Genomic DNA, 24,296 nt, shown 5'->3' with positions numbered 1-24,296 from the left:
CTGCCTTAAATACCCTGCTCTACAAATGCAACGGTTTGGGCCAGTGCTGCGTCCAGCGCGCCGGCGTCGGTGCCGCCGCCTTGCGCCATGTCCGGACGACCACCACCCTTGCCGCCCACTGCCGCAGCGGCCTGCTTCATCAAATCACCGGCTTTGAGTTGGCCAGTCAGGTCTTTGGTCACGCCTGCGACGAGAACGACCTTTTCCTCATGGACACTGCCGAGCAGGATCACTGCGCGGCCGAGTTTGTTTTTCAGTTGATCGACCAGCGCCAACAGTGCCTTGCCGTCCTGGCCATCCAGGCGCGCGGCCAACACTTTCACGCCCTTGACGTCCACGGCCTGGGCCGACAGATCGTCGCCCGCGGCGCTGGCAGCCTTGGCCTGCAACTGCTCGAGTTGCTTTTCCAGCAGACGGTTGCGCTCCAGCACAGCCGAGAGCTTGTCGATCAGGTTGTCACGGCTGCCCTTGATCAGGCTCGCCGCTTCCTTGAGTTGTTCTTCGGCGGCGTTGAGGTACGCCAGGGCCGCCGCGCCGGTGACCGCTTCGATGCGACGCACACCAGAAGCCACACCGCCTTCGCTGATGATCTTCAGTAGGCCGATGTCACCGGTCCGGTTGGCATGGATACCACCGCACAGCTCCACGGAGAAATCGCCGCCCATGCTCAGCACACGGACGCTGTCGCCGTACTTCTCGCCAAACAGCGCCATGGCGCCCTTGCGCTTGGCGGTCTCGATGTCGGTTTCTTCGGTCTCGACCGGCGAATTCTTGCGGATCTCGGCGTTGACGATGTCTTCCAGCGCCTTGAGTTGCTCAGGCTTGATAGCCTCGAAATGGCTGAAGTCAAAGCGCAAGCGCTGACTGTCCACCAAAGAGCCTTTCTGCTGAACATGCTCGCCCAGTACCTGACGCAACGCGGCATGCAGCAAGTGCGTAGCCGAGTGGTTCAGCGAGGTGGCGTGACGAACCTCGGCGTCGACATGCGCGGCTACCGGAGCGGCAATCATCAGGCTGCCCGAGGCCAATACGCCGTGGTGCAGGAATGCGCCGCCGGTCTTGGTGGTGTCTCGCACATCGAAACGCGAGTTACCGGCCTGCAGGTAACCGCTGTCACCGATCTGTCCGCCGGATTCGGCGTAGAACGGCGTCTGGTCCAGCACGATCACCCCTTCCTGGCCTTCGCTCAGGATGTCGACCGACTGCCCGTCCTTATAGATAGCCACGATCTTGGCCGAACCGGTCGTGGCGGCGTAGCCGGTGAATTCGGTGGCCACGTCAACCTTGACCAGGCTGTTGTAGTCCATGCCGAAGGAGCTGGCGGAACGCGCGCGCACTCGCTGGGCTTCCATCTCGCGCTCGAAACCTTCCTCGTCGAGGGTCAGGTTGCGTTCGCGGGCGATGTCGCCCGTCAGGTCCATCGGGAAACCGTATGTGTCGTACAACTTGAACACGACATCGCCCGGTACCACGTTGCCCTTGAGCTCGGCCAAATCCTGCTCGAGGATCTTCAACCCCTGCTCCAGGGTTTTGGCGAACTGCTCTTCCTCACCCTTGAGCACGCGCTCGATGTGGGCCTGCTGGGATTTGAGTTCCGGGAAGGCCTCGCCCATTTCGGCCACCAGGGCCGCGACGATCTGATAGAAGAAGCTGCCCTTGGCGCCCAGCTTGTTGCCGTGACGGCAGGCGCGACGAATGATCCGACGCAACACATAGCCGCGGCCTTCGTTGGACGGCAACACACCATCGGCAATCAGGAAGCCGCAGGAACGGATATGGTCGGCCACCACTTTGAGCGAAGCCTGGTTGTCGTTACTGCAACCGATGGCCTTGGCCGAAGCACTCAACAGGCTCTGGAACAGGTCGATTTCGTAGTTGGAGTGAACGTGCTGCAACACCGCACTGATCCGCTCCAGGCCCATGCCGGTGTCGACCGACGGCGCTGGCAACGGATGCAACACGCCATCGGCGGTGCGGTTGAACTGCATGAAGACGTTGTTCCAGATCTCGATGTAGCGGTCGCCATCTTCTTCCGGCGAGCCGGGTGGGCCGCCCCAGATGTCGGCGCCGTGATCGTAGAAAATCTCGGTGCAAGGGCCGCACGGGCCGGTGTCGCCCATGGTCCAGAAGTTATCGGAAGCGTATGGCGCGCCCTTGTTGTCGCCAATGCGCACCATGCGTTCAGCCGGGACACCGACCTCTTTGGTCCAGATGTCATAAGCCTCGTCATCGCTGGCGTAGACCGTTACCCAGAGCTTCTCCTTGGGCAGGTTCAGCCACTTGTCGGAGGTCAGGAAGGTCCAGGCAAAGGTGATGGCGTCGCGCTTGAAATAATCACCGAAGCTGAAGTTACCCAGCATTTCGAAGAAGGTGTGGTGACGAGCGGTATAGCCGACGTTTTCCAGGTCGTTGTGCTTGCCGCCGGCGCGCACGCATTTCTGGCTGCTGACGGCACGGGTGTAGGCACGTTTTTCCTGGCCCAGGAAGCAGTCCTTGAACTGGTTCATCCCCGCGTTGGTGAACAGCAGGGTCGGGTCGTTGCCCGGAATCAAAGAGCTGGAGGCTACTCGGGTGTGGCCTTGCTCTTCGAAGAAGCGAAGGAAGGCTTCACGGATTTCTGCGCTTTTCATTAGGTTCTTCCACGGAGGCTGCGGCCAAAGGCCTGTGCAAAACGTCAACAGACGAAGCAACGGCAAAGGGCCGCATTATATCGGCCCTTCGCGTGGGGTACAGCGTGTTTATGCGATAGAAACTGTCAATTGGGCCGCTTGGCGGGTCAGTTACGGGAAAAGTCGACGAAAGAGCGGATCACTTCGTCGATTTGCGCGCCGCTGACATCCATGTGGGTCACCATTCGCAGGCGCGGCGCGGCGCTGAGCTTGATACCACGCTCGGCGGCAAACGCCCTGATGGCCTCGGCCCGCTCGCCCATCTGCACGTAGACCATGTTGGTCTGCACCGGCTCGACCTCGTAACCTGCCCCACGCAAGCCCTCGGCAAGCCGCTGGGCATTGGCGTGGTCATCGGCCAGGCGCTGGACCTGATGATCCAGGGCATACAACCCCGCCGCAGCCAGGATCCCGGCCTGGCGCATACCCCCGCCCACCATCTTGCGCAGCCGGCGCGCCTTGCCGATCAGTTCGACGCTGCCGCAGAGGACCGAGCCAACGGGAGCGCCAAGGCCCTTGGACAGGCACACCGACACCGAATCGAAATGTTGGGTGATCTCCCGGGCATCGACGTTCAACTTGACCGCGGCGTTGTACAGCCGCGCGCCGTCAAGGTGCAACGCCAGGCCGTGCTCGCGCGTGAAACGCCGGGCCCGGGCCAGATACTCCAGCGGCAGGACCTTGCCTTGCATGGTGTTTTCCAGCGCCAGCAGGCGAGTACGGGCAAAGTGGAAGTCATCGGCTTTGATCGCGGCAGCAACCTGCTCCAGGTCCAGAGAGCCGTCCGCTTGCACGTCAAGGGGTTGCGGCTGGATTGAACCCAGTACCGCCGCCCCGCCGCCTTCGTATTTATAGGTGTGAGCCTGCTGGCCAACGATGTATTCATCACCACGCTCGCAATGGGCCATAAGCCCCAGCAAGTTGCTCATGGTGCCGGTGGGTACGAACAGCGCCGCGGCAAAGCCCAGGCGCCCGGCCAGTTCGGCCTCGAGGCGATTGATGGTCGGATCTTCGCCATACACATCGTCGCCGGTCGGCGCGCTGGCCATCGCATCCAGCATGGCGGCGGAAGGTTGGGTGACGGTGTCGCTGCGAAGATCGATAACGCTCATGAATCTGGCCTCGGGTGCGGGTGGGGGGAATTCCCTTTCGAAGGTCAATTACTGCGGTCATGGCGACGATTAATCAAGACCAGTCGAAGGAAAAGATCACCTGCACCTGAAGATCACTCAGAACACCTGTGGGAGCGAGCTTGCTCGCGATGGCGCCAGCGCATCCAACATCAATGCAATCTGAACCACCGCTATCGCGAGCAAGCTCGCTCCCACAGGGGTTATGTGTTAAAAATCCTGCGCCGCCAAAAACCATGGCGGCGAAACGTTCTCAGGGCGGGGTGCAATTCCCCACCGGCGGTAATTGCACGCAAGGTGCATAGCCCGCGAGCGCTTGGCGATACACGGCTTTTGCGGTGTAGCGTCAAGGTCAGCAGACCCGGTGTGATTCCGGGGCCGACGGTCATAGTCCGGATGAAGAGAGAACGGGATCGGCACCCAGGGGCCGTCTGCGACTGTCTGCGCGCGACGCACCCTCGAATCCCCTTCGATTCATGACGCCCTGTTTTTTACACAAACAGGAACCAGAACATGCAACCCACCGCAATCGACAGCAAAAGCAAACATCATCCGGGCGAGCGCGTCGCGTTCATCCAGGCCTGCTGGCACAAGGAAATCGTCGACCAGAGTCGTAAAGGTTTCGTCGCCGAAATGATCAATCAGGGTTATCAGGAAAGCGATATCGACTTCTTCGAAGTCGGCGGCGCCTTCGAGATCCCGCTGCATGCCAAGCTGCTGGCCAAATCTGGCCGCTACGCCGGCATCGTCGCCGCTGGCCTGGTGGTGGACGGCGGCATCTACCGTCACGAATTCGTCGCCCAATCGGTGATCAGCGGCCTGATGCAGGTTCAGCTGGAAACCGAGGTGCCGGTGTTCTCGGTCGTACTCACTCCCCATCACTTCCACGCTGGGGAAGAACATCAGAAGTTCTTCTTTGAGCATTTCGTGCACAAGGGCCAGGAAGCGGCGAAGACCTGTGCCGATACCCTGCACAAGACCCGGGCGTTGCGGCGCAGTGAGCAGCGGGCGGTAGCGGTCTAAATCCAGACACAGATCCAAATGTGGGAGCGAGCCTGCTCGCGATAGCAATGTAGCAGTCGACAGCAATGGCGACTGGCACTCCGTCATCGCGAGCAAGCTCGCTCCCACAAAAGGCTTGTATCAGTTTGGGATTCAGGTCAGGCCAGGTTTTCGTCCGTCGCCGGCACAATCAGGATCCCGGCCCGCAAACCATTCTTCACCTTGGGGTTGGGGAAGATGATCCGGGCGCCCTCTTCTTCGATCACCCAGCGGGTCTGGGCAATGTCTTCGGCCAGCACATAACCTTTTCCAAGTTCCGAGAAGTTCTCGATGTCCGCCGGTAGGTTCAGGCGGAAACTGTCGCTGTGCTTGATGATTTCCCGCGCGACGCTGAACAGTTGCAGGCCGTCCAGACTTTCGTCCGATTCGGGTTCGGTGCCTTCGATGATCTGTTGCAGACGGGTTTCCAGCAGGCTGACGTTGACACCGTCGTTTTCCCCGAACGGCCGGGCCTTGCCCAGTTCCAGGGTGAAAGACTCGGCACCCAACTGGTCATAGGTGTAGGCGCTGAACACAATGGACGGTTTGTTCTGCAGCAGCACCGCTTCCATGCCGGCGGCGCGCAGCCGCGCCAGTTCACGGCGTGAATGCTGGCGACCTTCCTTCCACGGATACAAGGCAAATTGCTCGATCTTCGAACCCCGGATGGCGGTGTGCAGGTCGTAATGCAAGCGACTGCGGTCCGGCACGCTGAAGAAACTGGCGGCCAACCGCTCCAATTCGCACGCCCGCAACGCCTCGGCGCCGCCGCTCAACTCATGGCGACCATTGAACAACCGATTGACGTCCTGCTCGACAAAACGCTCTCCGCGACGAATGGCCTCGGGATTGCCGAACAGAAACAGAATGCGTGCCCGTGGCTTGAGATCCCCACGGGCGATGTCGTGCAGCAACCGATCAAGCAATTCGATCGGTGCGGTTTCGTTGCCGTGGATACCGGCTGACAGCAACAGGTCCTGGCCATTGTCCCGGGCCTGGGGCGGCTTGACCTCCAGCGCGCCCTCGCTCAGCCAGCGCATCCGTACGCCCTCGACAGTCAGTTGAGTCTTCTCCGCCGGTTCACGGCCGGCGAGGGTCAGTTCAAGCAATTTGCCGAGGGCGAGCATAGCGCGGCTCCTTAATGGTCGTGGCCGCAATCCGGGCCATGGACATGATCATCGTCGCCCATGTCGGCCGGTTCCATTTCCAGTTGCAGGCTCACCAGGTTGGTCGCCAATGGGCGCAACAACAGGTTGGCGTATTCCTCATCGCCTTCTTCGACATCGACGCCGATCAGCAACTGACCGCGGCCGTCCTGCTGGATCCACAGCTCTTTGCCCTGCCACATGACCGCAACGCGGGTGCAGGAGGTTTCCAGTTGGGTGCCGTCGGTGTCTTCAAGGATCAGTTGCAAGGTATCGCTCATGTTTTTACGTTCTCGTCGGGGGAAAAAGGCATCGCGCCCTGCTTTGACTGTAGTCAGGTCGCGCGCGCTTTCAATTGATCTGGAAAGGATAAACCGCGCCAAGTTTAAGGATTTGTGTCAGCTCATCCAGTGCCGCCCGGCATTCGAGCAGCAACTGCGGGTCTGCCAGGTCGTTTTCGGTCATGCGATCGCGGTAGTGACGCTCGACCCATTGGGTCAGCGAATCGTACAACGGCGCGGTCATGATAACCCCTGGGTTGACGGCGGCCAGTTCGGTTTCATTGAGTGCCACGCGCAGCCTCAGGCAAGCCGGGCCACCGCCGTTCTGCATGCTTTGCTTGAGGTCGAAGACCTTCACTTCGCCGATCACCCCGCCAGAGCCCGTCAGGCCTTGCAGGTACTGCCAGACGCGTTCGTTGCCGCGGCACTCCTCCGGCACGATCAACAGCATCGAGCCGTCGGGACGCGACAGCAACTGGCTATTGAACAGGTAGGAACGTACCGCGTCATCGACGGTAACCGCCGAACGCGGCACGCATACCGACTGAAATTTCCCACCGACCTTGGCGAGTTTGCTGCTCAGCTCGGCCAGCATCCGGTCGGTCTCGAGAAACGCATCCTCGTGATAGAACAACACTTCGCCGTTGCCCACCGCGATCACATCATTGTGGAACACGCCCTGGTCGATCACCGATGGGTTCTGTTGGGCGTAGACCACGCCCTCCTCCCTCAGACCATGCAGACGAGCGACCGCTTGAGAAGCTTCCAGGGTCTGGCGCGCCGGGTACTTCTGCGGCGCGGGAAAACGGGTATCGAAGGCGCTGCGGCCGAACACGAAGAATTCAACACCGGCCTCGCCGTAGGTCCGGCAGAAACGCGTGTGGTTGGCCGCGCCTTCGTCGCCGAACTGCGCCACCGCCGGCAGCGCGGCGTGGTGGGCGAAGTGCTGCTGATCGGCAAACATCGCCCCCAGTACGCGACTGGTGGTCGGGTGTTCAATGCTGCGGTGGTATTTGCAGTTCAGGTTGGCGGCAGTGAAATGCACGCGGCCGTCAGCCGTGTCGGCGCTTGGGCTGACAGTGGCGGCGTTGGCCACCCACATGCTGGAGGCCGAGCAACTGGCGACCAGCAGCGGCATCGCTTCTTTGGCAGCCTGCTGGATGACCTGGGCATCGCTGCCGGCAAAACCCAACCGACGCAGGGCCGCCACGTCGGGACGTTCCTGTGGCGCCAGCACACCTTGCTGGAAGCCCATGTCCATCAGCGCTTTCATTTTCGCCAAGCCCTGCAACGCCGCTTCCTTGGGGTTGGAAGACTGCTGGCTATTGCTCTGGGACGCGACGTTGCCGTACGAGAGCCCGCCGTAGTTGTGGGTCGGCCCCACTAGACCGTCAAAGTTGACTTCATAGGATTTCATCAGCGAGGCTCCACGAGAATCTGTTTTTTATAGGCATCAGTAAAGACCGCAGCGCGGCCTTCGCGAGCAGACTCGCTCCCACAGGGTCTTGCATGGTCCTTGTGGGAGCGAGCCTGCTCGCGATTGGGGCTACGCCATTCTCACGCCGGGAGTAAGGGCAGCCGGCATGACAAGGCTTGGGGTTTCCAGAGACGCCACCGGATACGCACAATAGTCGGCCGCGTAGTAGGCACTGGCGCGGTGGTTGCCCGAGGCCCCAACACCGCCGAACGGCGCGCTGCTGGCCGCTCCCGTCAGTTGTTTGTTCCAGTTGACGATGCCGGCACGGCTCTGCAGCCAAAACTGCTGGTAGCGCTCCTGGGAATCCGACAGCAGACCCGCAGCCAAGCCATATTGGGTGTTGTTGGCCTCGGTGATTGCCGCAGCGAAATCCGCGTAGCGAATCACCTGCAACAACGGCCCGAACAGTTCTTCATCAGGACGCTCGGCTACCGTCGTCACATCCAGGATGCCCGGTGTCAGCAACGCCGCCTGGGCTTGCGGTTGGGTCATGGTCAACAGCGGCACGGCGCCCAGGCCCAGCAAATGGTTCTGCGCATCCATCAGCGCCTTCGCTGCGGCCAGGGAAATCACCGAGCCCATGAATGGCGCCGGTTGCTGATCAAAGGCGCCGACTTCCAGCGTCGAGCTGACCGCCACCAGGCGCGCCAGCAAGGCATCGCCCCACGCCCCTTCGGGCACCAACAGGCGGCGCGCGCAGGTACAGCGCTGCCCGGCAGAAATGAAGGCCGACTGAATGATGGTGTAGACCGCCGCGTCGACGTCCGCCACCTCATCCACCACCAGCGGATTATTACCGCCCATTTCCAGCGCCAGGATCTTATCCGGGCGCCCGGAAAACTGTTGATGCAAAAGGTTGCCGGTGCGGCTGGAGCCGGTGAAAAACAACCCGTCGATGCCCGGATTGGCCGCCAGGGCGATACCGGTTTCCCGCGCACCTTGCAGCAGGTTCAGCACGCCCGCCGGCAGGCCGGCCTCGACCCAGCACTTGACCGTCAGCTCAGCGACCTTCGGGGTCAGTTCGCTGGGTTTGAACAACACGGTGTTGCCCGCCAACAAGGCCGGTACGATGTGACCGTTGGGCAAATGGCCGGGGAAGTTGTAAGGGCCGAACACTGCCACCACACCGTGGGGCTTGTGCCGCAGCACAGCGATGGCGTCACCCAGGGGGCCGCTTTTTTCGCCGGTCCGCTCACGGTAGCTCTGAATCGAAATGGCGACCTTGTTGACCATGCTGGTGACTTCGGTGGTCGCTTCCCACAACGGCTTGCCGGTTTCTTCACCGATGCAGTGGGCCAGTTCATCGGCGTGGCTCTTCAAGGCAGCGGCAAACGCTTCCAGCACCTGGATACGCTCATCCAGCGAACGGCGGGCCCAGTCCGGGAAGGCCTGACGCGCGGCCTGCACCGCCGACTCCACCTGCGCCGCCGTGGCGCCATTGCCAGACCACAGCACTTGCTGGGTCACCGGGTTCAACGACTCAAAGAGATCACCCTGACCTTCCAGCCAGCTTCCAGCGATGTACAGCGACTTCATTATTTCGACTCCCGAGCAGCGGACAACGCAACGGCGCGCACCTGATCGCCGGCGTTGAGTTGAAGACGTTTGGCAGTCAGCGGATCAACCACCAAGGTGCCCGCGGCCAAGCGCGCCGGTGCAGCAGTGATGCGGCAGTCTTCGCGTTTGCGGTTATGCATGATGAACGGCGTGGCGTCGTCGCCCGGCGTGCCGATGGCCAATACCAGTGCCTGGCTGTCGCGGATCGCGCGGATCTTGCCGGTTTCACATTCAACGGCCGGGCCGGCGTCGAAGATGTCGACGTAACCCTGGTAACTGAAACCTTCGCTCTTGAGCATCGACAGCGCCGGCTCCGTGTCGGGATGAACCTGGCCGATCACCGCCCGGGCATCCTCCGACAGGAAACAGGTGTACAGCGGGAACTTGGGCATCAGCTCAGCGATGAAGGCCTTGTTGCCCACGCCGGTCAGGTAGTCGGCCTGGCTGAACTCCATCTTGAAAAAGTGTCGCCCCAGGCTTTCCCAGAACGGCGAGCGGCCTCGGTCATCGGACATGCCACGCATCTCGGCGATGATCTTGTTGCCAAACAGGTTCGGGAATTCGGCGATGAACAGCAGCCGCGCCTTGGCCAACATGCGGCCATTGAGGCCAGTGCGGTAGTCGGCATGCAGGAACAGCGAACACAGCTCGGAGTTGCCGGTCAGGTCGTTGGCCAAAAACAGCGTCGGGATTTCCCGATAGATGTTCAGCTCCTGGGAGGCGCTGACCGTCAGGCCGACCCGGAAGTTGTACCAGGGCTCGCGCAGCCCAACGGCCCCGGCGATGGCTGAGATGCCCACCACACGGCCGTCGTCGTCTTCGAGCACGAACAGGTAGTCAGCATCGCCACGTCCGGCTTCGCCGCGAAAAGTCTTCTCGGCCCAGCCGACCCGATGAGCCAGGCGCTCCTCGTTGGCCGGCAAGGTGGTCAGGCCGGTGCCGGTGCTGCGGGCCAGGGCAATCAGAGCGGGTAAATCGCTGCTGCGTACGGGACGAACGATCATGCTATCTCCTCAAACGGGCCGCTTGCGCCACCCGCGAAACTTCGCTGTAAGGCGTTAAACCGCCACCAGGCGCACGCTGGCACCCTCACCGACGCCCAAGGCTTCGGCCGCTTCCATATCCAGGGTCACCGGTTTGCCGGGCGCGTAGTCAAGCTCCAACAGAACGGCGCGGTAATCCTGCAACTGGGCGTTGGCCACCAGGTATTGCCGGCCGGCGCCCTTGACGGGCTCGCCGAGCTTGACCGGCACCACACGGCTCTGGGCAATCGAGCGGATCCCCGAGACACGGGCATGCAGAGTCGGGCCACCGTCAAAGATGTCGATGTAATGATCGGTCTCGAAACCCTCGCGCATGAGGATGTCGAAAGTGATCTGCGCACGCGGATGGACCTGGCCCATGGCTTCCTGGGCGGCGTCCGGCAACAGCGGCACGTAGATCGGGTAATGCGGCATCAGCTCGGCGAGGAAGGTGCGGCTCTTCAGCCCGCACAGGCGCTCGGCGGCAGCGTAGTTGAGGTCGAAGAAGTTGCGACCGATGGCGTCCCAGAACGGCGAGTCGCCATTTTCATCGCTGTAGCCGACGATCTCGGTCACCACCGAATCGGCAAAGCGCTCCGGATGGCTGGCGACGAACAGCAGGCGCCCACGCGAATTGAGTTCCGACCAAGGCGAACCGACCAATTCCGGCACCACATAGAAGCTGGTCAGCAAGCTGTTGCCGGTCAGGTCGTGGCACTGGGAAAGCACGTGGATCTTGTTGTGGATCTTCAGCTCACGGGAGGCATGAACAAACGTCTCGTTGCGAAAGCTGTAGAACGGCTCGGAATAACCGGCCGAGGCAACGATGGCCGAACAGCCCGCCAGCTTGCCGGTCGCGGTATCTTCAAGGACGAAGAAATAGCTTTCTTCGCCGTTGAAGCTGACTTCGGCGGCAAACGAGGCTTCACTCGCGGCGATCTTGTCGCTCAGGCGTTCCACGTCATCCGGCAAGGAAGTGACACCGATCGGACTGTCCGCAGCCAGACGCTGTACCTCGCCCAGATCCGCCATTTGTGCGGGGCGCATCACCAGCATGGTGTCACTCCTTTACTTGAAATAAATGGTTCGACCCATTGGTCGACACAAAGAAAAAATACCGGACCGGCAAGCGCTTCAACGCACGTGTAAAACGGTCTTGCTGTGGGAGCGAGCCTGCTCGCGATCAGGATCGCCTCGGCCCATCAGGCAGATCGAGTCGCCTGCATCGCGAGCAGGCTCGCTCCCACAATGGATCAGGTCCGGCCTTTAAAAATCAGGCTTGCGTCAGCTTCGCCGCGGCCCGCTCGAAGCGGTCCAGGCCGGCATCGATGTCGGCATCTTCGACCACCAGGCTCGGCGCGAAACGAATCACGTCCGGACCTGCCTGCAGGATCATCAGGCCTTCCTGTTCGGCGGCGTTGAAAATGTCCTTGGCCTTGCCTTTCCAGGCGTCGTTCAGCACACAGCCGATCAGCAGCCCCAAACCACGCACCTGGGTGAACAGGCCGTATTTCTCGCCGATCTGCTCCAAGCGAGTCTTGAACTTGCGGTGCTTGGCTTTCACGCCTTCGAGCACTTCAGGCGTATTGACGGTATCGATCACCGCTTCGGCCACCGCACACGCCAGCGGGTTGCCGCCGTAAGTGGTGCCGTGGGTGCCGACTACCAGATGCTTGGCCAACGCTTCAGTGGTGAGCATTGCCGCGATCGGGAAACCACCGCCCAGGCTCTTGGCGCTGGTGAGGATGTCCGGGACCACTCCGTAATGCATGTAGGCGAACAGGTGGCCGCTACGGCCCATGCCGGTCTGCACTTCGTCGAATACCAGCAGCGCGTCGTGGGCATCGCACAAGTCACGGGCACCTTGCAGGTAACCCAGCTCGGCCGGCAATACGCCGCCCTCGCCCTGGATCGGCTCCAGCACCACGGCGCACGTCTTGTCCGAAATGGCCGCTTTCAAAGCCGCCAGGTCGTTGTAAGGGACGTGGGTAATACCGGTGATTTTAGGACCGAAACCGTCAGAATACTTCGATTGCCCGCCCACGTTCACGGTGAACAGCGTACGGCCGTGGAAGCTGTTGAGCGCGGCAATGATTTCGTACTTCTCGCTCCCGAAACGATCGAACGCGACGCGACGGGCCAGCTTGAAGGCGGCCTCGTTGGCTTCGGCGCCGGAGTTGCAGAAGAAAGCCCGCTCGGCAAAGGTTGCATTGACCAGTTTATGGGCCAGGCGCAGGGCCGGCTCATTGGTAAAGACGTTGGACACATGCCACAGCTTGTTCGCTTGCTCAGTCAGGGCGGCGACCAGTTTCGGATGGGCGTGTCCCAATACGTTGACCGCGATACCGCCGGCGAAGTCGATCAGTTCGCGACCGGACTGGTCCCACACGTGGGAACCGGCGCCACGCACAGGTATGAAAGCAGCAGGCGCATAGTTGGGGACCATAACCTGATCGAAATCGGCGCGTTGTACGGCGGCTTGCTCAACGGACATCGGAGTCTCCTGAAGAGGAACACCCGCCTGGAACTGGCGAGCGATGAGGGGATTGTAAGGACAGTTTTCAGCCCGGCCTTGTCGCCAAGCGACAACTTCTTATAGCGCCAACCCCCGTTTTTAGCGGGTTTATGGCAATGCGACAAATAGCGTCGCAAAGGCGCAGTTTAAACGTTGTCGCGGGATTTTAGGCGTTGGCTTCTACATTTCCCTGGCCATGCAAAACCTTGTGGCGAGGGGATTTATCCCCGCTGGGTTGCGAAGCAACCCTAAAGCAGGCAATTCGGTGTGCCAGATAGATTGGGTTGACTGTCTTGGGGTTGCTTCGCAACCCAACGGGGATAAATCCCCTCGCCACAGGGTTACATACCCCCGCCCTTACAGAGGAGGCGCCGGCCCTAGCCGCGTTCGGACGGCACCGATGACAATTCGAATGGGCTGCTGCTGCGCCGCTGGTTGCGGTCTTCCCGGGGCGTGGCGCCGAAGAAGTTGCGATAGGCGCTGGAAAAATGCGGCCCCGAGGAGAAGCCGCAGGACAGGCCGATCTGAATGATCGACTTGCTGGTCTGCATCAGCATCTGCCGCGCCTTGTTCAGACGCAGTTCCAGGTAGTACTGGCTCGGCACGCGATTGAGGTATTGCTTGAAAATCCGCTCCAACTGGCGACGGGACACGCACACATGCTGGGCAATTTCGTCGGTGGTCAGCGGTTCTTCGATGTTGGCTTCCATCAACAGCACGGCCTGGGTGAGCTTCGGATGGCTGGAGCCCAGACGGTTCTGCAACGGGATGCGCTGGCGCTCACCCCCCTCGCGGATGCGCTCGACCACCAGCTCTTCAGAGACCGCGCCGGCCAGTTCCGCGCCGTGATCGCGCGCCAACACAGCCAGCAGCAGATCGAGCACCGACATGCCACCGCAAGCGGTCAGGCGATCGCGGTCCCAGTCAAACAGATGGCTGGTGGCAATGACCTTGGGGAAACGCTCGGAAAAGTCGTCCTGCCAGCGCCAATGCACGGCGGCGCGGAAACCATCGAGAAGACCCAGTTGGGCCAACGGGTAGACACCGGCGGACAAACCGCCAATCACACAACCGGCACGCACCAGCTGTTTGAGCGCGCTGCTCAGGGGTGGCGCAAGAGCGGTCGGGGGTTCATCAGCCAGCAGAAACAGCTTCTGGAAACCTTCAAGCTTGCCGGCCCAGGGTTCGCCCGGTAGCTGCCAGGCGCCTTCGGTCTGCGGCTCGGCCTGCAAAAACGACAATTCGTAGACGACATCCGGATGCACCCGCTGAGCAACACGCAAGGCCTCCTCGGCCAGCGCCAGCGTCAAGGCTTTAGTGCTGGGCCAAATCAGGAAACCAATTCGATGGGCAGTCATGGTGGGCAATCCGAAGCGAAAACAGTGTTAAAGCCAAAAGCGGCTGCAACCAAATTAGACCATCTGGCGCGCGATGCGCAGCATGACCTGAATCAGGTGCGTAACGGGAACGATTACTTGAGGCTGCCCGAAAGAAATTGTTGCAGCCGCTCCGATTGCGGATTGACCAGCACTTCGCGCGGGTTGCCGCTTTCTTCAACGATGCCTTTGTGCAGGAAGATCAGTTGGTTCGACACTTCCCGGGCAAAGCCCATTTCGTGGGTCACCACCACCATGGTCCGGCCTTCCAGCGCCAGGGCCTGCATCACTTTGAGCACATCGCCCACCAGTTCCGGATCAAGGGCCGAAGTCGGCTCGTCGAACAGCATGACTTCCGGCTCCATCGCCAGCGCCCGGGCAATCGCCACGCGCTGCTGTTCACCGCCGGACATATGGCCCGGGTAGGCGTCCTTGCGATGCGCCACGCCGACCTTGTTCAGGTAGTGCTCGGCCTTTTCGCGCGCCTCGGCCTTGGCTACGCCCAGCACATGCACCGGCGCTTCCATGATGTTTTCCAGCGCGGTCATGTGGGACCACAGGTTGAAATGCTGGAACACCATCGACAGCCGCGAACGCATGCGCTGCAGTTGCTTGGGGTCGGCGGCCTTCAAGGCGCCGTCCTTGCCAGCCACCAGTTTCAGCTCTTCGTTGTTGAGCAGAATCTTGCCGGCATGGGGTTGCTCAAGCAGGTTGATGCAACGCAGGAAGGTACTTTTGCCCGAGCCACTGGAGCCGATGATGCTGATCACATCGCCGGCGGCGGCCTTGAGGGACACACCCTTGAGCACCTCGTGACTGCCATAGCGTTTATGCAGGTCTTGGACTTCGAGCTTGTACATGCGGTCGGTTCTCACAAAACGTCAGTCGTTGAGCAGTCGATCGGATCGATGCGTTATCAGTGCTTGCGCGGGGCCAGGTAACCCAGCCAGCGGCGCTCGGCCAGCTTGAACAGGCGCACCAGGATAAAAGTCAGGCACAGGTAGAAAACGCCGGCCGTGATGTAAGCCTCGAACGGCAAGTAGTACTGCGCATTCACCGTGCGCGCGGCACCGGTGATGTCGATCAGGGTCACGATGGAGGCCAGGCTGGTGGTCTGCAACATCATGATCACTTCGTTGCTGTACTGCGGCAGTGCCCGGCGCAGGGCCGATGGCAGCAGGATCCGGCGATACAACTTGTAGCGTGACATGCCCATGGCCTTGGCCGCCTCGATCTCACCGTTAGGCGTGGCGCGCAGGCTGCCGGCGATGATTTCGGCGGTGTAGGCGCTGGTATTGATGGCAAAGGCCAGGCAGGCACAGAAGGTCGCGCTGGACAGCCACGGCCAGAGGAAGCTCTCGCGTACGGCTTCGAACTGCGCCAATCCGTAGTAGATCAAAAACAGCTGCACCAGCATTGGCGTGCCGCGAATCACATAGGTATAGAGCCAGGCGGTCATGTTGATGACCGGCTGCTTGGACACCCGCATCAGCCCCAGGGGCAACGCCGCCAGCAGACCGAAGAACAGCGACAGGGCCAGCAGCTTCAAGGTGGTCAGCAGGCCGCTGAAGTACAGCGGCAAGGCTTCGTAGATGACGTTGTAGTCGAAGATCATAGATCAGCCGCCCTTATGCCTACCGAGTAGCGCTTCTCGAGTTGACGCAATGCCAGCAACGAGACACTGGTAATCACCAGGTACATTGCCGCCACTGCCAGGAAGAAGGTGAAAGGCTCGCGGGTGGCATCCGCCGCCTGCTTGGCCTTGAACATCATGTCTTGCAGGCCCACCACCGAAATCAGCGCCGTGGCCTTGGTCAACACCAGCCAGTTGTTGGTGAACCCCGGAATCGCCAGGCGAATCATCTGCGGCACCATCACCCGGAAAAACACCTGGAACCCACTCATGCCATACGCCATGCCCGCCTCGGCCTGCCCCTTGGGGATGGCCATGAACGCGCCGCGAAAGGTTTCCGACAGGTACGCACCGAAAATAAACCCCAGGGTACCGATGCCGGCCGCCAGCGGGTTCAGGTCGATGTAATCGTCATAACCGAGCATCGGCGCCACGCGATTGAGCAGGTCCTGGCCGCCATAGAAAATCAGCAGGATCAGCACAAGGTCGGGAATGCCGCGAATGACCGTGGAATACAGGTCACCCAGCCACGCCAGCCAGCGCACTGGCGAGAGGCGCAACGCGACGCCGATCAGCCCCAGGACAATGGCCAGGGCCATGGACGACAAGGCGAGCTCAAGCGTCAACCATGCGCCATCGAGGATGACAGCCCCGTAGCCTTTCAACATGATTCAGGTCCTCGAGAGTGGGATGAAAAAATGGCGCAAACCGCAGAGATCCTGTTGCTTGCGCCATTTCGCACGAGTGGCGGGACGTTGTTACTGGCCGTAGATATCGAAGGCGAAGTACTTGTCCTGGATTTGCTTGTATTTGCCGTTCTCGCGAATGGCGGCAATCGCGCCGTTGATCTTGTCCTTGAGGGCATCACCCTTGCGAACCGCGATGCCTACGCCGTCACCGAAGTATTTGACGTCGGTGAAGGCCGGGCCCACGAACGCAAAGCCCTTGCCGGCGTCGGTCTTGAGGAAACCGTCATCCAACAGGGTAGCGTCTGCCACGGTGCCGTCGAGGCGGCCGGCGGACAGGTCCAGGTAGATTTCATTCTGCGAACCGTACGGCTTGATCTCGGCACCCAGCGGGGCCAGGACTTCACGGGCGAAGCGCTCGTGGATCGAACCGCGCTGCACGCCGACGTTCTTGCCCTTGAGCTCGGTCAGGCCCTCGCTGATCTGAGTGCCGGCCTTCATCACCAGACGAGCCGGGGTGTTGTAATACTTGTTGGTGAAATCAACAGACTTCTTGCGATCTTCAGTGATGGACATGGAAGACAGGATCGCGTCGATCTTGCGCACCTTGAGCGCCGGGATCAGGCCGTCGAATTCCTGCTCGACCCACACGCACTTGACCTTCATCTCTTCGCACAGTGCATTGCCGATGTCGTAGTCGAAACCGACGATACTGCCGTCCGGGGCCTTCGAGGCGAACGGAGGGTAAGCCGCTTCGATACCGATTTTCAGGGGCTTTTCTGCGGCGAATGTCGACAGGGACAGCACGGACAGTGCCAGGGCGCCAAGCAGCACAAGTTTCTTCATCTTGGGACTCCATCGGGAAAGGGCAAAAACGGCAGAGTGAGCAACAGCCCAATATGCGAATGGGTGGAACGAACTTTAGTGCTGCGTCCTAAGAAAGCGTGCGTCAATTCAACGCAGCTCACGACGAGCGAGTGATCGGCATTCTAACGACAGGCCCGAAGCCGATATTTCTTCAATGCGACAACAAATTACAGAAGCACAGAAAACGCGACCTGAGCGCATTGACAGCCCCGCAAATTCATGCAAGAGCAAAAGAAAGGAAACCGATCTATGCTGCAAATTGCGGGCCCATTATTCGCAAACCCTTCTAATCCGGCAAGCACAGCGTGTCGCCTTGTTTTCCAAGACGCCTGGATCCGCCCTATAACGGGGCTTCGCGTTTCACATCGCCCCGTTGTGGCGCCTTTGGTTACACATTCCGAAACACCGGTAACGTTCAGCCCCCTCCTACTTTAAACGCCGATATTTATTCATCCATCGAACCCGTGGCGAGGGAGCTTGCTCCCGCTGGGCTGCGCAGCAGCCCCAAAGCCAGGCACAGCGGTCGTTCAGTCATACCGCATTGGCCGGTTTACGACTGCTGCGCAGCCGAGCGGGAGCAAGCTCCCTCGCCACAAAGGCACCACACGTCAAACTCTCCTGGCGTTAGCGACCATAAAAAAACCCCGCTCGGCAAAACCGGGCGGGGCTTTTCGGTGTTACGGGTTACCGTCAGGCGACGTTCATGGTCTTGTGCGTCTCGATCAGATGCGCCACCACACCCGGATCAGCCAAGGTGGAGATATCACCCAGCCCATCGTATTCCGCCGTGGCGATCTTGCGCAGGATGCGGCGCATGATCTTGCCGGAACGGGTCTTCGGCAGGCCCGGGGCCCACTGGATCACGTCTGGCGAGGCAATCGGACCGATCTCCTTGCGCACCCAGTTCTTCAGTTCCAGACGCAAGGCCTCGCTGGTTTCTTCGCCGGCATTGAGGGTCACGTAGACATAAATGCCCTGCCCCTTGATGTCGTGCGGCACACCCACCACCGCCGCTTCGGCGACTTTCGGGTGGGCAACCATGGCGCTTTCGATTTCGGCCGTGCCCATGCGGTGGCCGGACACGTTGAGCACGTCATCCACCCGACCGGTGATCCAGTAGTAGCCGTCCTCGTCACGACGCGCACCGTCGCCGGTGAAGTACATGCCGCTGAAGGTCTTGAAGTAGGTGTCGACAAAGCGGTCGTGGTCGCCGTACAGCGTGCGCGCCTGGCCTGGCCACGAATCGAGGATCACCAGATTGCCTTCGGCCGCGCCTTCCACCAGGTTGCCAAGGTTATCCACCAGCGCTGGCACCACGCCGAAGAACGGACGCGTGGCCGAACCCGGCTTCAACGCCGTGGCACCCGGCAATGGGCTGATCAGCACGCCACCGGTTTCGGTCTGCCACCAGGTGTCGACGATCGGGCAACGCTCCTTGCCGACATTCTTGTAGTACCAGTCCCAGGCTTCCGGGTTGATCGGCTCGCCCACCGAACCCAGCAGGCGCAGGCTGCTGCCATCGGCACCTTCGACAGCGGCGGTGCCCGAGGCCATCATCGCGCGGATGGCGGTCGGCGCGGTGTAGAGAATATTGACCTTGTGCTTGTCGATGACCTGGGCCACCCGGGTGATGTCCGGGTAGTTCGGCACGCCTTCGAACAACAGCGTGGTCGCGCCATTGGCCAACGGGCCGTAGACGATGTAGCTGTGGCCGGTGACCCAGCCGACGTCGGCGGTGCACCAGTAGACTTCGCCCGGCTTGTAGTCGAACACGCGCTCATGGGTCAGGGCCGCATAGAGCAGGTAACCGGCGGTGGTGTGCTGCACGCCCTTTGGCTTACCGGTGGAACCGGAGGTGTAGAGGATGAACAGCGCCTCTTCAGCGCCCATTTCCTTCGGCGCACAAACGGTACCGGCCACTTTCATCAGGTCTTCGTACCAGATGTCACGGTGCTGGTTCCACTTGATGTTGCCAGCCGTGCGCTTGCACACGATGACTTTCTGGATGCTGCTGGTTTCCGGGTTGGTCAACGCATCATCGACGTTGGCCTTGAGCGGGATCTTCTTGCCTGCACGAATACCTTCGTCAGCAGTGATCACCACTTTGGATTTGCAGTCGATAATCCGACCGGCCAGTGCTTCCGGCGAGAAACCGCCAAACACTACCGAGTGAATCGCGCCGATCCGGGTGCAGGCCAGCATGGCGACCACGGCTTCGGGGATCATCGGCATATAGATCGTCACCACGTCGCCGCGATGCACGTCCTGGCCGCGCAGGGCGTTGGCGAACTTGCAGACTTCTTCATGCAGCTCGCGATAGGTGATATTGCGGCTCTCGGCAGGGTCATCGCCCTCCCAGATGATCGCAATCTGATCGCCGCGCTCGGCCAGATGACGGTCGAGGCAGTTGTAGGAAACGTTCAAGGTGCCATCGGCAAACCACTTGATGTCGACATGGTGATCGTCGAAGGACGTCTGCTTCACCGTGGTGAAAGGCTTGATCCAGTCGAGGCGCTTGGCCTGCTCGCGCCAGAAACCATCCGGGTTGACCACCGACTGCTGGTACATGGCCTTGTAGGTCGCCTCGTCAGTCAGCGTGTTAGCCGCTACCTCGGGACGAACGGGATACAGAGAAGCCGCACTCATCTTTCTTACCTCGGTGACATAGTTGTTTTTGTATGTACCCGTTGTAGCCGGGGCGAGCCTATAGAACCATTCGACGATGGTAGTAACAAGTCCCTACAAAATGTCGGTACTAACGTGCAAACCCCTGCCAGCAGGCCTTTTCCTGTGTGGGAGTGGGCTTGCTCCTGAGGGTGGTGGATCAGTTTGCATTGATATTGACTGACACACCGCCATCGCGAGCAGGCTCGCTCCCACAATTGATCTCCACTGAACGCTTGCTTTGTGTCCAACGCCGCTCCCCTGTGGGAGCGAGCCTGCTCGCGATAGCGGCGGCACATCCAACATCGATGGCACAGACAGCCACCGGACTCTGCAACGATTATTACCAGATCAACCAACAGTGTTTATCAAAACCCGGTCTTTTTGCGATTAACCCCACCCCCTAAAATCCACCTCGCCAACCGGCAAACACGATTAACGCAACACAGCCCCCACGAAGGCCGTTAATCCAACTCCCAAAACCTGTTCCACACGCAGCCCCAAAAAGGTTGCGTGACCCCACTCGACCTCAAAAAAGGTGAAACAGATGAAAGCTTTATGGGTTCTGGTCCTCGCTGGCCTTAGCGTCACCGCGATGGCAGATGAGGCCCCGACCGACGTTGCACAGCAAAAACCAGCCATTGAGGAGTACACCTACTCCACCCACCTGGACATCGCCAAAGTCATCTCCATGAGCGACATCCCGAACGTCTGCGAAGTGGTCCCGGCCAAGATGGAATACGACGACTCCAAAGGCCAGCGCCACATCCTGCGCTACAGCGTCATGGGCACCGGCTGCTCCAACGGCTGATCAACTTAAACGAACCAGGAGCAACCTCCATGAAAACCAAACTGATCCTTGCCTTGACCCTGTCCGTCCTGGCCGCCCAGACCTTTGCCGCCGACGGTTATGACCGCACCGGCTCCGCTGTCGCTGAAGACGGTTACGACCGAACCGGTTCGGCCACCGTTGCCGAGGATGGCTACGACCGCACCGGCTCCGCTACTGTCGCTGAAGATGGCTATGACCACACCGGTTCGGCACATATCGGTTGATCATAAATGGCATTTTCCATAGCCCGATTTTGATCGGGCTTGGTTGTGTCTGTAACCATCAAAAAGCCCTTGCAAACACAACATGTAGTGCAAAACCTCAAAAAATGCTCGTTTTTTGATCAAAAAATACCGTCACCCGACCCATGCAAAAAAAATCTTCAGCGGCCAAAGCCTTGTAAACCCTTGCTCCCACGCGGATATACCGCCCGCGACCTCCTCCGTGGGCTATTTCGCCGCAGCACGTAGGCAAAAAAGTCCTTATAATGCCGCCTTAAACGGGCCTGCAATATTCCCTTACAGGGAGTCAAACCAGCCTGAAGCCCACGCAGAGGCCCATTGCCTCCTCGCGCTCACAGCCGCTTCAGAACGACCCGTACATTTTTCTGTTTATTGCCTGCGTCAGCTGCTGCAACAAACGATTTTCCAAGATCCACCGCGGCCAGTAGGCCTTCAACGGGCATCTGGCCCTCACGCAGGAGACAACACGTCATGCTGAGCTGGGACGAATTCGACAAAGAAGACGGCGAAGTCGCTGTAAAAGGCGCCAACGCCGGCCACGCTTCTGAAGCCAACATGGACCGCCTCGACAGCGCCGGCGGTGCCGCCGCCCTCGAAGCCCGGGCCGTGACGGCCAGCGACTCGGCCGCGATCATTCGCGCCAAGGCCGCCCTCGACAAACTCGACGTCGCCGAAGGCCTCGCCGAACTCGAAGGCGCCTCCGCCCGTGTCGCCGTCGATGAAAAGCGCATGATCAACTGCCGCGCCGACCTCAACCAGCTCGTGCCATTCAAATACGACTGGGCCTGGCAGAAGTACCTGGACGGCTGCGCAAACCACTGGATGCCGCAAGAAGTCAACATGACCGCCGACATCGCCCTCTGGAAAACCCCGGAAGGCCTGACCGACGACGAGCGCCGCATCGTGATGCGCAACCTGGGCTTCTTCTCCACCGCCGACTCCCTGGTTGCCAACAACCTGGTCTTGGCCGTGTACCGCCTGATCACCAACCCCGAATGCCGCCAGTACATCCTGCGCCAGGCGTTCGAAGAGGCGATCCACACCCACGCCTACCAGTACTGCATCGAATCGCTGGCCATGGATGAAGGCGAAATCTTCAACATGTACCACGAGATCCCATCGGTCGCGAAAAAAGCCGCCTGGGGCCTGAAATACACCCGTTCGATCTCCGATCCGAAGTTCGAAACCGGCACCCCGGACACCGACAAGGAATTGCTGCGCAACCTGATCGCCTACTACTGCGTTCTGGAAGGCATCTTCTTCTACTGCGGCTTCACCCAGATCCTCTCCATGGGCCGCCGCAACAAAATGACCGGCGTCGCCGAGCAGTTCCAATACATCCTGCGCGACGAATCCATGCACCTGAACTTCGGCATCGACGTGATCAACCAGATCAAAATCGAAAACCCGCACTTGTGGGATGCCGAGATGAAGGAAGAAGCGACCCAGATGATCCTGCAAGGGACTCAGTTGGAGATCGAATACGCGCGCGACACCATGCCTCGCGGCGTGCTGGGCATGAACGCGGCGATGATGGAGGACTACCTCAAGTTCATCGCTAACCGTCGCCTGTCGCAGATTGGTCTGAAGGAAGAGTATCCAGGGACGACGAACCCGTTCCCTTGGATGAGCGAGATCATGGACTTGAAGAAAGAGAAGAACTTCTTTGAGACTCGGGTGATTGAGTATCAGACGGGTGGGGCGCTTAGCTGGGATTGATTCGAAAGAAAAATCTTAGGCTGCACGCTTAAATAAAAACCCCGTGAAAACGGGGTTTTTTGTTTTCTATAAGAGCCGATATCGCGTTTAACTTCAGGGCAGCCAAGCAACCTTTGCCCTACGAAAAACTCAGAATCGTTGCGCATTGGTGGCGGAAAGCTTCTCGGATTTTGCGAGGGTTTTGAGATTCCATCAGAAGCCGTCGTCCGTTGTTCAGGCGGCGGTTTTTTGTTGGTGATATGGAATTGGGGCTGCTACGCAGCCAGCGGGAGCAAGCTCCCTCGCCACGGGGTGTCAAACCACAGGTTAGCGGCAAGCTTGATGGCCGGGGAATTTTGGGAATCGCGAGCAGGCTCGCTCCCACAGTTTTTTGGTGGTGTGCTGAAACTTTGAGTGCAACCGGCCCTGCCCTTCGCTATTAATACATTTCCCCCTCATGGACCCGAGCCCCGATGAAATTCGACCTCGCCTACTGCCTCAGCCTCGACGACAAGCTGTCGATCTATGACGTGCGCGATTTGAATTTTGACGAGACGGTGGCATTCGATTCCGCGAAGGAACAGTTTCAATGCCCCAACGATGCCTGTCGGGCGGCGTTTGATGCGGCGAATGTGTTGGGGACGTTCAACGCCAAGAACGTGAATTACGTGCGCACGCCGCACTTCAAGAACATCCCCAGCACGCGGCATATCGAGGGTTGTCCTTATGTCAGCCTGAAGACTCCGGCATCAGGCCTGGAGACGGAGGGCGGGGAAACGGATGACGGTCCGGAGGAGCATTTTCCGTCGGAATTATTGCTGACTCGGCGTGAGTATGTGCGCAAGCCATCCAGCCCGACGGTGGTGGCGGACGTTCTGCGCGATGAGCGAGAGCCTTCAGCCGCCAGTCATGTCGAGCACCCGAGCCGTGATTCAGCGCCGGACAAGACCAGCGTCTTCGCCCATCCGGTGGAGTGTTTTGTGTCGAACTTCGCGGACAGGGAACTGCTCAAGCGCATGCCGCTGAAGATTGGCGAGCACACGGCGCCCTATGGATCGTTCTTCAAGAAGATCGAATACCTGCTGGACAACAAGGGGCTGATTTACTGGGGCAAGATCAAGCAGATCAAGGATTACACCCAGAGCTTTCGCATCGACTTCGAAGCAAAGGTCTGGTTCAAGCAACCGGACGAGGCGAAGAAGAAGCCTTACTCGGTGAACGTTTACCTGAGCAAGAAGCTGATCGACAACTACCGCAAACGCAAAGCGTTTCTGGAAGAGATCAAGCACGCCATCGAGAGTGACGCGCCATTGTATTGCTTCTTTTATGGCGTGACGCCGGAGCTGAAACAGGTGCCGAGCAAGAAAAACCCCGAGCAGACGTTCGGGGTGTTCAGCGCCAATATCGAGAACCTGGATCACTTCATTATTCGGGAAGCGCCGGGGTTGGCTGGTCAATAGC

Annotated in this window: 20 protein-coding genes and 1 riboswitch; of the genes, 5 read left to right on the top strand and 15 right to left on the bottom strand. The window is 60.1% G+C overall.

Annotated elements, in window-relative coordinates:
- Positions 1 to 5: 5 nt before the first annotated feature.
- Positions 6 to 2,630, bottom strand: coding sequence for an alanine--tRNA ligase (gene alaS, locus BW979_RS10155; protein ID WP_047228776.1), 2,625 nt, complete (start codon positions 2,628 to 2,630; stop codon positions 6 to 8).
- A 146-nt stretch (positions 2,631 to 2,776) separates the two neighbouring features.
- Positions 2,777 to 3,781, bottom strand: a complete 1,005-nt coding sequence (gene ltaE, locus BW979_RS10150; RefSeq protein ID WP_047228777.1) for a low-specificity L-threonine aldolase — start codon at positions 3,779 to 3,781, stop codon at positions 2,777 to 2,779.
- A gap of 263 nt (positions 3,782 to 4,044) precedes the next feature.
- Positions 4,045 to 4,212, top strand: a riboswitch (FMN riboswitch).
- 100 nt (positions 4,213 to 4,312) lie between these two features.
- Here ltaE and BW979_RS10145 point away from each other — a divergent pair.
- On the top strand, positions 4,313 to 4,822 hold the full coding sequence (locus BW979_RS10145; protein ID WP_047228778.1) for a 6,7-dimethyl-8-ribityllumazine synthase: 510 nt from the start codon (positions 4,313 to 4,315) through the stop codon (positions 4,820 to 4,822).
- Positions 4,823 to 4,959: 137 nt separating this feature from the next.
- Here the strand turns inward: BW979_RS10145 and astE are convergent, their stop codons facing one another.
- From astE to acs, 13 genes are all read right to left on the bottom strand, one after another.
- On the bottom strand, positions 4,960 to 5,967 hold the full coding sequence (gene astE / locus BW979_RS10140) for a succinylglutamate desuccinylase (protein WP_076383740.1): 1,008 nt from the start codon (positions 5,965 to 5,967) through the stop codon (positions 4,960 to 4,962).
- Between the two features lie 11 nt (positions 5,968 to 5,978).
- Positions 5,979 to 6,266: a hypothetical protein gene (locus tag BW979_RS10135; protein ID WP_047228780.1), complete on the bottom strand. Its 288-nt coding sequence runs from the start codon at positions 6,264 to 6,266 to the stop codon at positions 5,979 to 5,981.
- Between the two features lie 70 nt (positions 6,267 to 6,336).
- On the bottom strand, positions 6,337 to 7,683 hold the full coding sequence (astB, locus tag BW979_RS10130) for an N-succinylarginine dihydrolase (RefSeq protein ID WP_076383739.1): 1,347 nt from the start codon (positions 7,681 to 7,683) through the stop codon (positions 6,337 to 6,339).
- 129 nt (positions 7,684 to 7,812) lie between these two features.
- Positions 7,813 to 9,282, bottom strand: coding sequence for a succinylglutamate-semialdehyde dehydrogenase (gene astD, locus BW979_RS10125; protein WP_172833815.1), 1,470 nt, complete (start codon positions 9,280 to 9,282; stop codon positions 7,813 to 7,815).
- The gene (astA, locus tag BW979_RS10120) at positions 9,279 to 10,304 is read right to left on the bottom strand and encodes an arginine N-succinyltransferase (RefSeq protein ID WP_076383737.1); all 1,026 of its coding nucleotides are present in this window, start codon (positions 10,302 to 10,304) and stop codon (positions 9,279 to 9,281) included. The genes astD and astA overlap by 4 nt, the downstream gene beginning before the upstream one ends.
- Positions 10,305 to 10,358: 54 nt before the next feature.
- Positions 10,359 to 11,378 carry an arginine/ornithine succinyltransferase subunit alpha gene (gene aruF / locus BW979_RS10115; RefSeq protein ID WP_047228784.1) on the bottom strand — a complete coding sequence of 340 codons (1,020 nt, stop codon included), beginning with the start codon at positions 11,376 to 11,378 and terminating at the stop codon, positions 10,359 to 10,361.
- A gap of 217 nt (positions 11,379 to 11,595) precedes the next feature.
- A complete protein-coding gene (locus BW979_RS10110) occupies positions 11,596 to 12,816 on the bottom strand; it encodes an aspartate aminotransferase family protein (RefSeq protein WP_047228785.1) in 1,221 nt (406 codons plus the stop codon).
- Positions 12,817 to 13,214: 398 nt separating this feature from the next.
- Positions 13,215 to 14,195 carry a transcriptional regulator ArgR gene (gene argR / locus BW979_RS10105; protein WP_047228786.1) on the bottom strand — a complete coding sequence of 327 codons (981 nt, stop codon included), beginning with the start codon at positions 14,193 to 14,195 and terminating at the stop codon, positions 13,215 to 13,217.
- Positions 14,196 to 14,308: 113 nt separating this feature from the next.
- Entirely contained in the window at positions 14,309 to 15,073 is a 765-nt protein-coding gene (locus tag BW979_RS10100; protein WP_047228787.1) for an ABC transporter ATP-binding protein, read from the bottom strand.
- 56 nt (positions 15,074 to 15,129) lie between these two features.
- Complete coding sequence (locus tag BW979_RS10095) at positions 15,130 to 15,828, bottom strand: ABC transporter permease (protein WP_047228788.1); 699 nt, start codon at positions 15,826 to 15,828, stop codon at positions 15,130 to 15,132.
- The gene (locus tag BW979_RS10090; protein ID WP_047228789.1) at positions 15,825 to 16,514 is read right to left on the bottom strand and encodes an ABC transporter permease; all 690 of its coding nucleotides are present in this window, start codon (positions 16,512 to 16,514) and stop codon (positions 15,825 to 15,827) included. Before BW979_RS10090 ends, BW979_RS10095 begins: the two co-directional genes overlap by 4 nt.
- Before the next feature lie 90 nt (positions 16,515 to 16,604).
- Positions 16,605 to 17,378, bottom strand: coding sequence for an ABC transporter substrate-binding protein (locus BW979_RS10085; RefSeq protein WP_047228790.1), 774 nt, complete (start codon positions 17,376 to 17,378; stop codon positions 16,605 to 16,607).
- Positions 17,379 to 18,089: 711 nt separating this feature from the next.
- The gene (acs, locus tag BW979_RS10080) at positions 18,090 to 20,045 is read right to left on the bottom strand and encodes an acetate--CoA ligase (RefSeq protein WP_047228791.1); all 1,956 of its coding nucleotides are present in this window, start codon (positions 20,043 to 20,045) and stop codon (positions 18,090 to 18,092) included.
- 565 nt (positions 20,046 to 20,610) lie between these two features.
- Between acs and BW979_RS10075 the strand changes: the two genes are divergently transcribed.
- From BW979_RS10075 to BW979_RS10060, 4 genes are all read left to right on the top strand, one after another.
- Entirely contained in the window at positions 20,611 to 20,874 is a 264-nt protein-coding gene (locus tag BW979_RS10075; RefSeq protein ID WP_047228792.1) for a DUF2790 domain-containing protein, read from the top strand.
- Between the two features lie 29 nt (positions 20,875 to 20,903).
- Positions 20,904 to 21,119 (top strand): hypothetical protein, encoded by a 216-nt coding sequence (locus tag BW979_RS10070; protein ID WP_047228793.1) that lies wholly within the window; start codon positions 20,904 to 20,906, stop codon positions 21,117 to 21,119.
- 489 nt (positions 21,120 to 21,608) lie between these two features.
- A complete protein-coding gene (locus BW979_RS10065; protein WP_025215114.1) occupies positions 21,609 to 22,856 on the top strand; it encodes a ribonucleotide-diphosphate reductase subunit beta in 1,248 nt (415 codons plus the stop codon).
- 452 nt (positions 22,857 to 23,308) lie between these two features.
- Positions 23,309 to 24,295: a hypothetical protein gene (locus BW979_RS10060; RefSeq protein ID WP_076383736.1), complete on the top strand. Its 987-nt coding sequence runs from the start codon at positions 23,309 to 23,311 to the stop codon at positions 24,293 to 24,295.
- Position 24,296 lies beyond the last annotated feature (1 nt).

Source organism: Pseudomonas sp. A214 (assembly GCF_900156295.1).
GTDB classification, from domain to species: domain Bacteria; phylum Pseudomonadota; class Gammaproteobacteria; order Pseudomonadales; family Pseudomonadaceae; genus Aquipseudomonas; species Aquipseudomonas rhizophila.
Note: the sequence above shows the minus strand (reverse complement) of the source record. Positions and strands in the feature narration are given on the sequence as shown.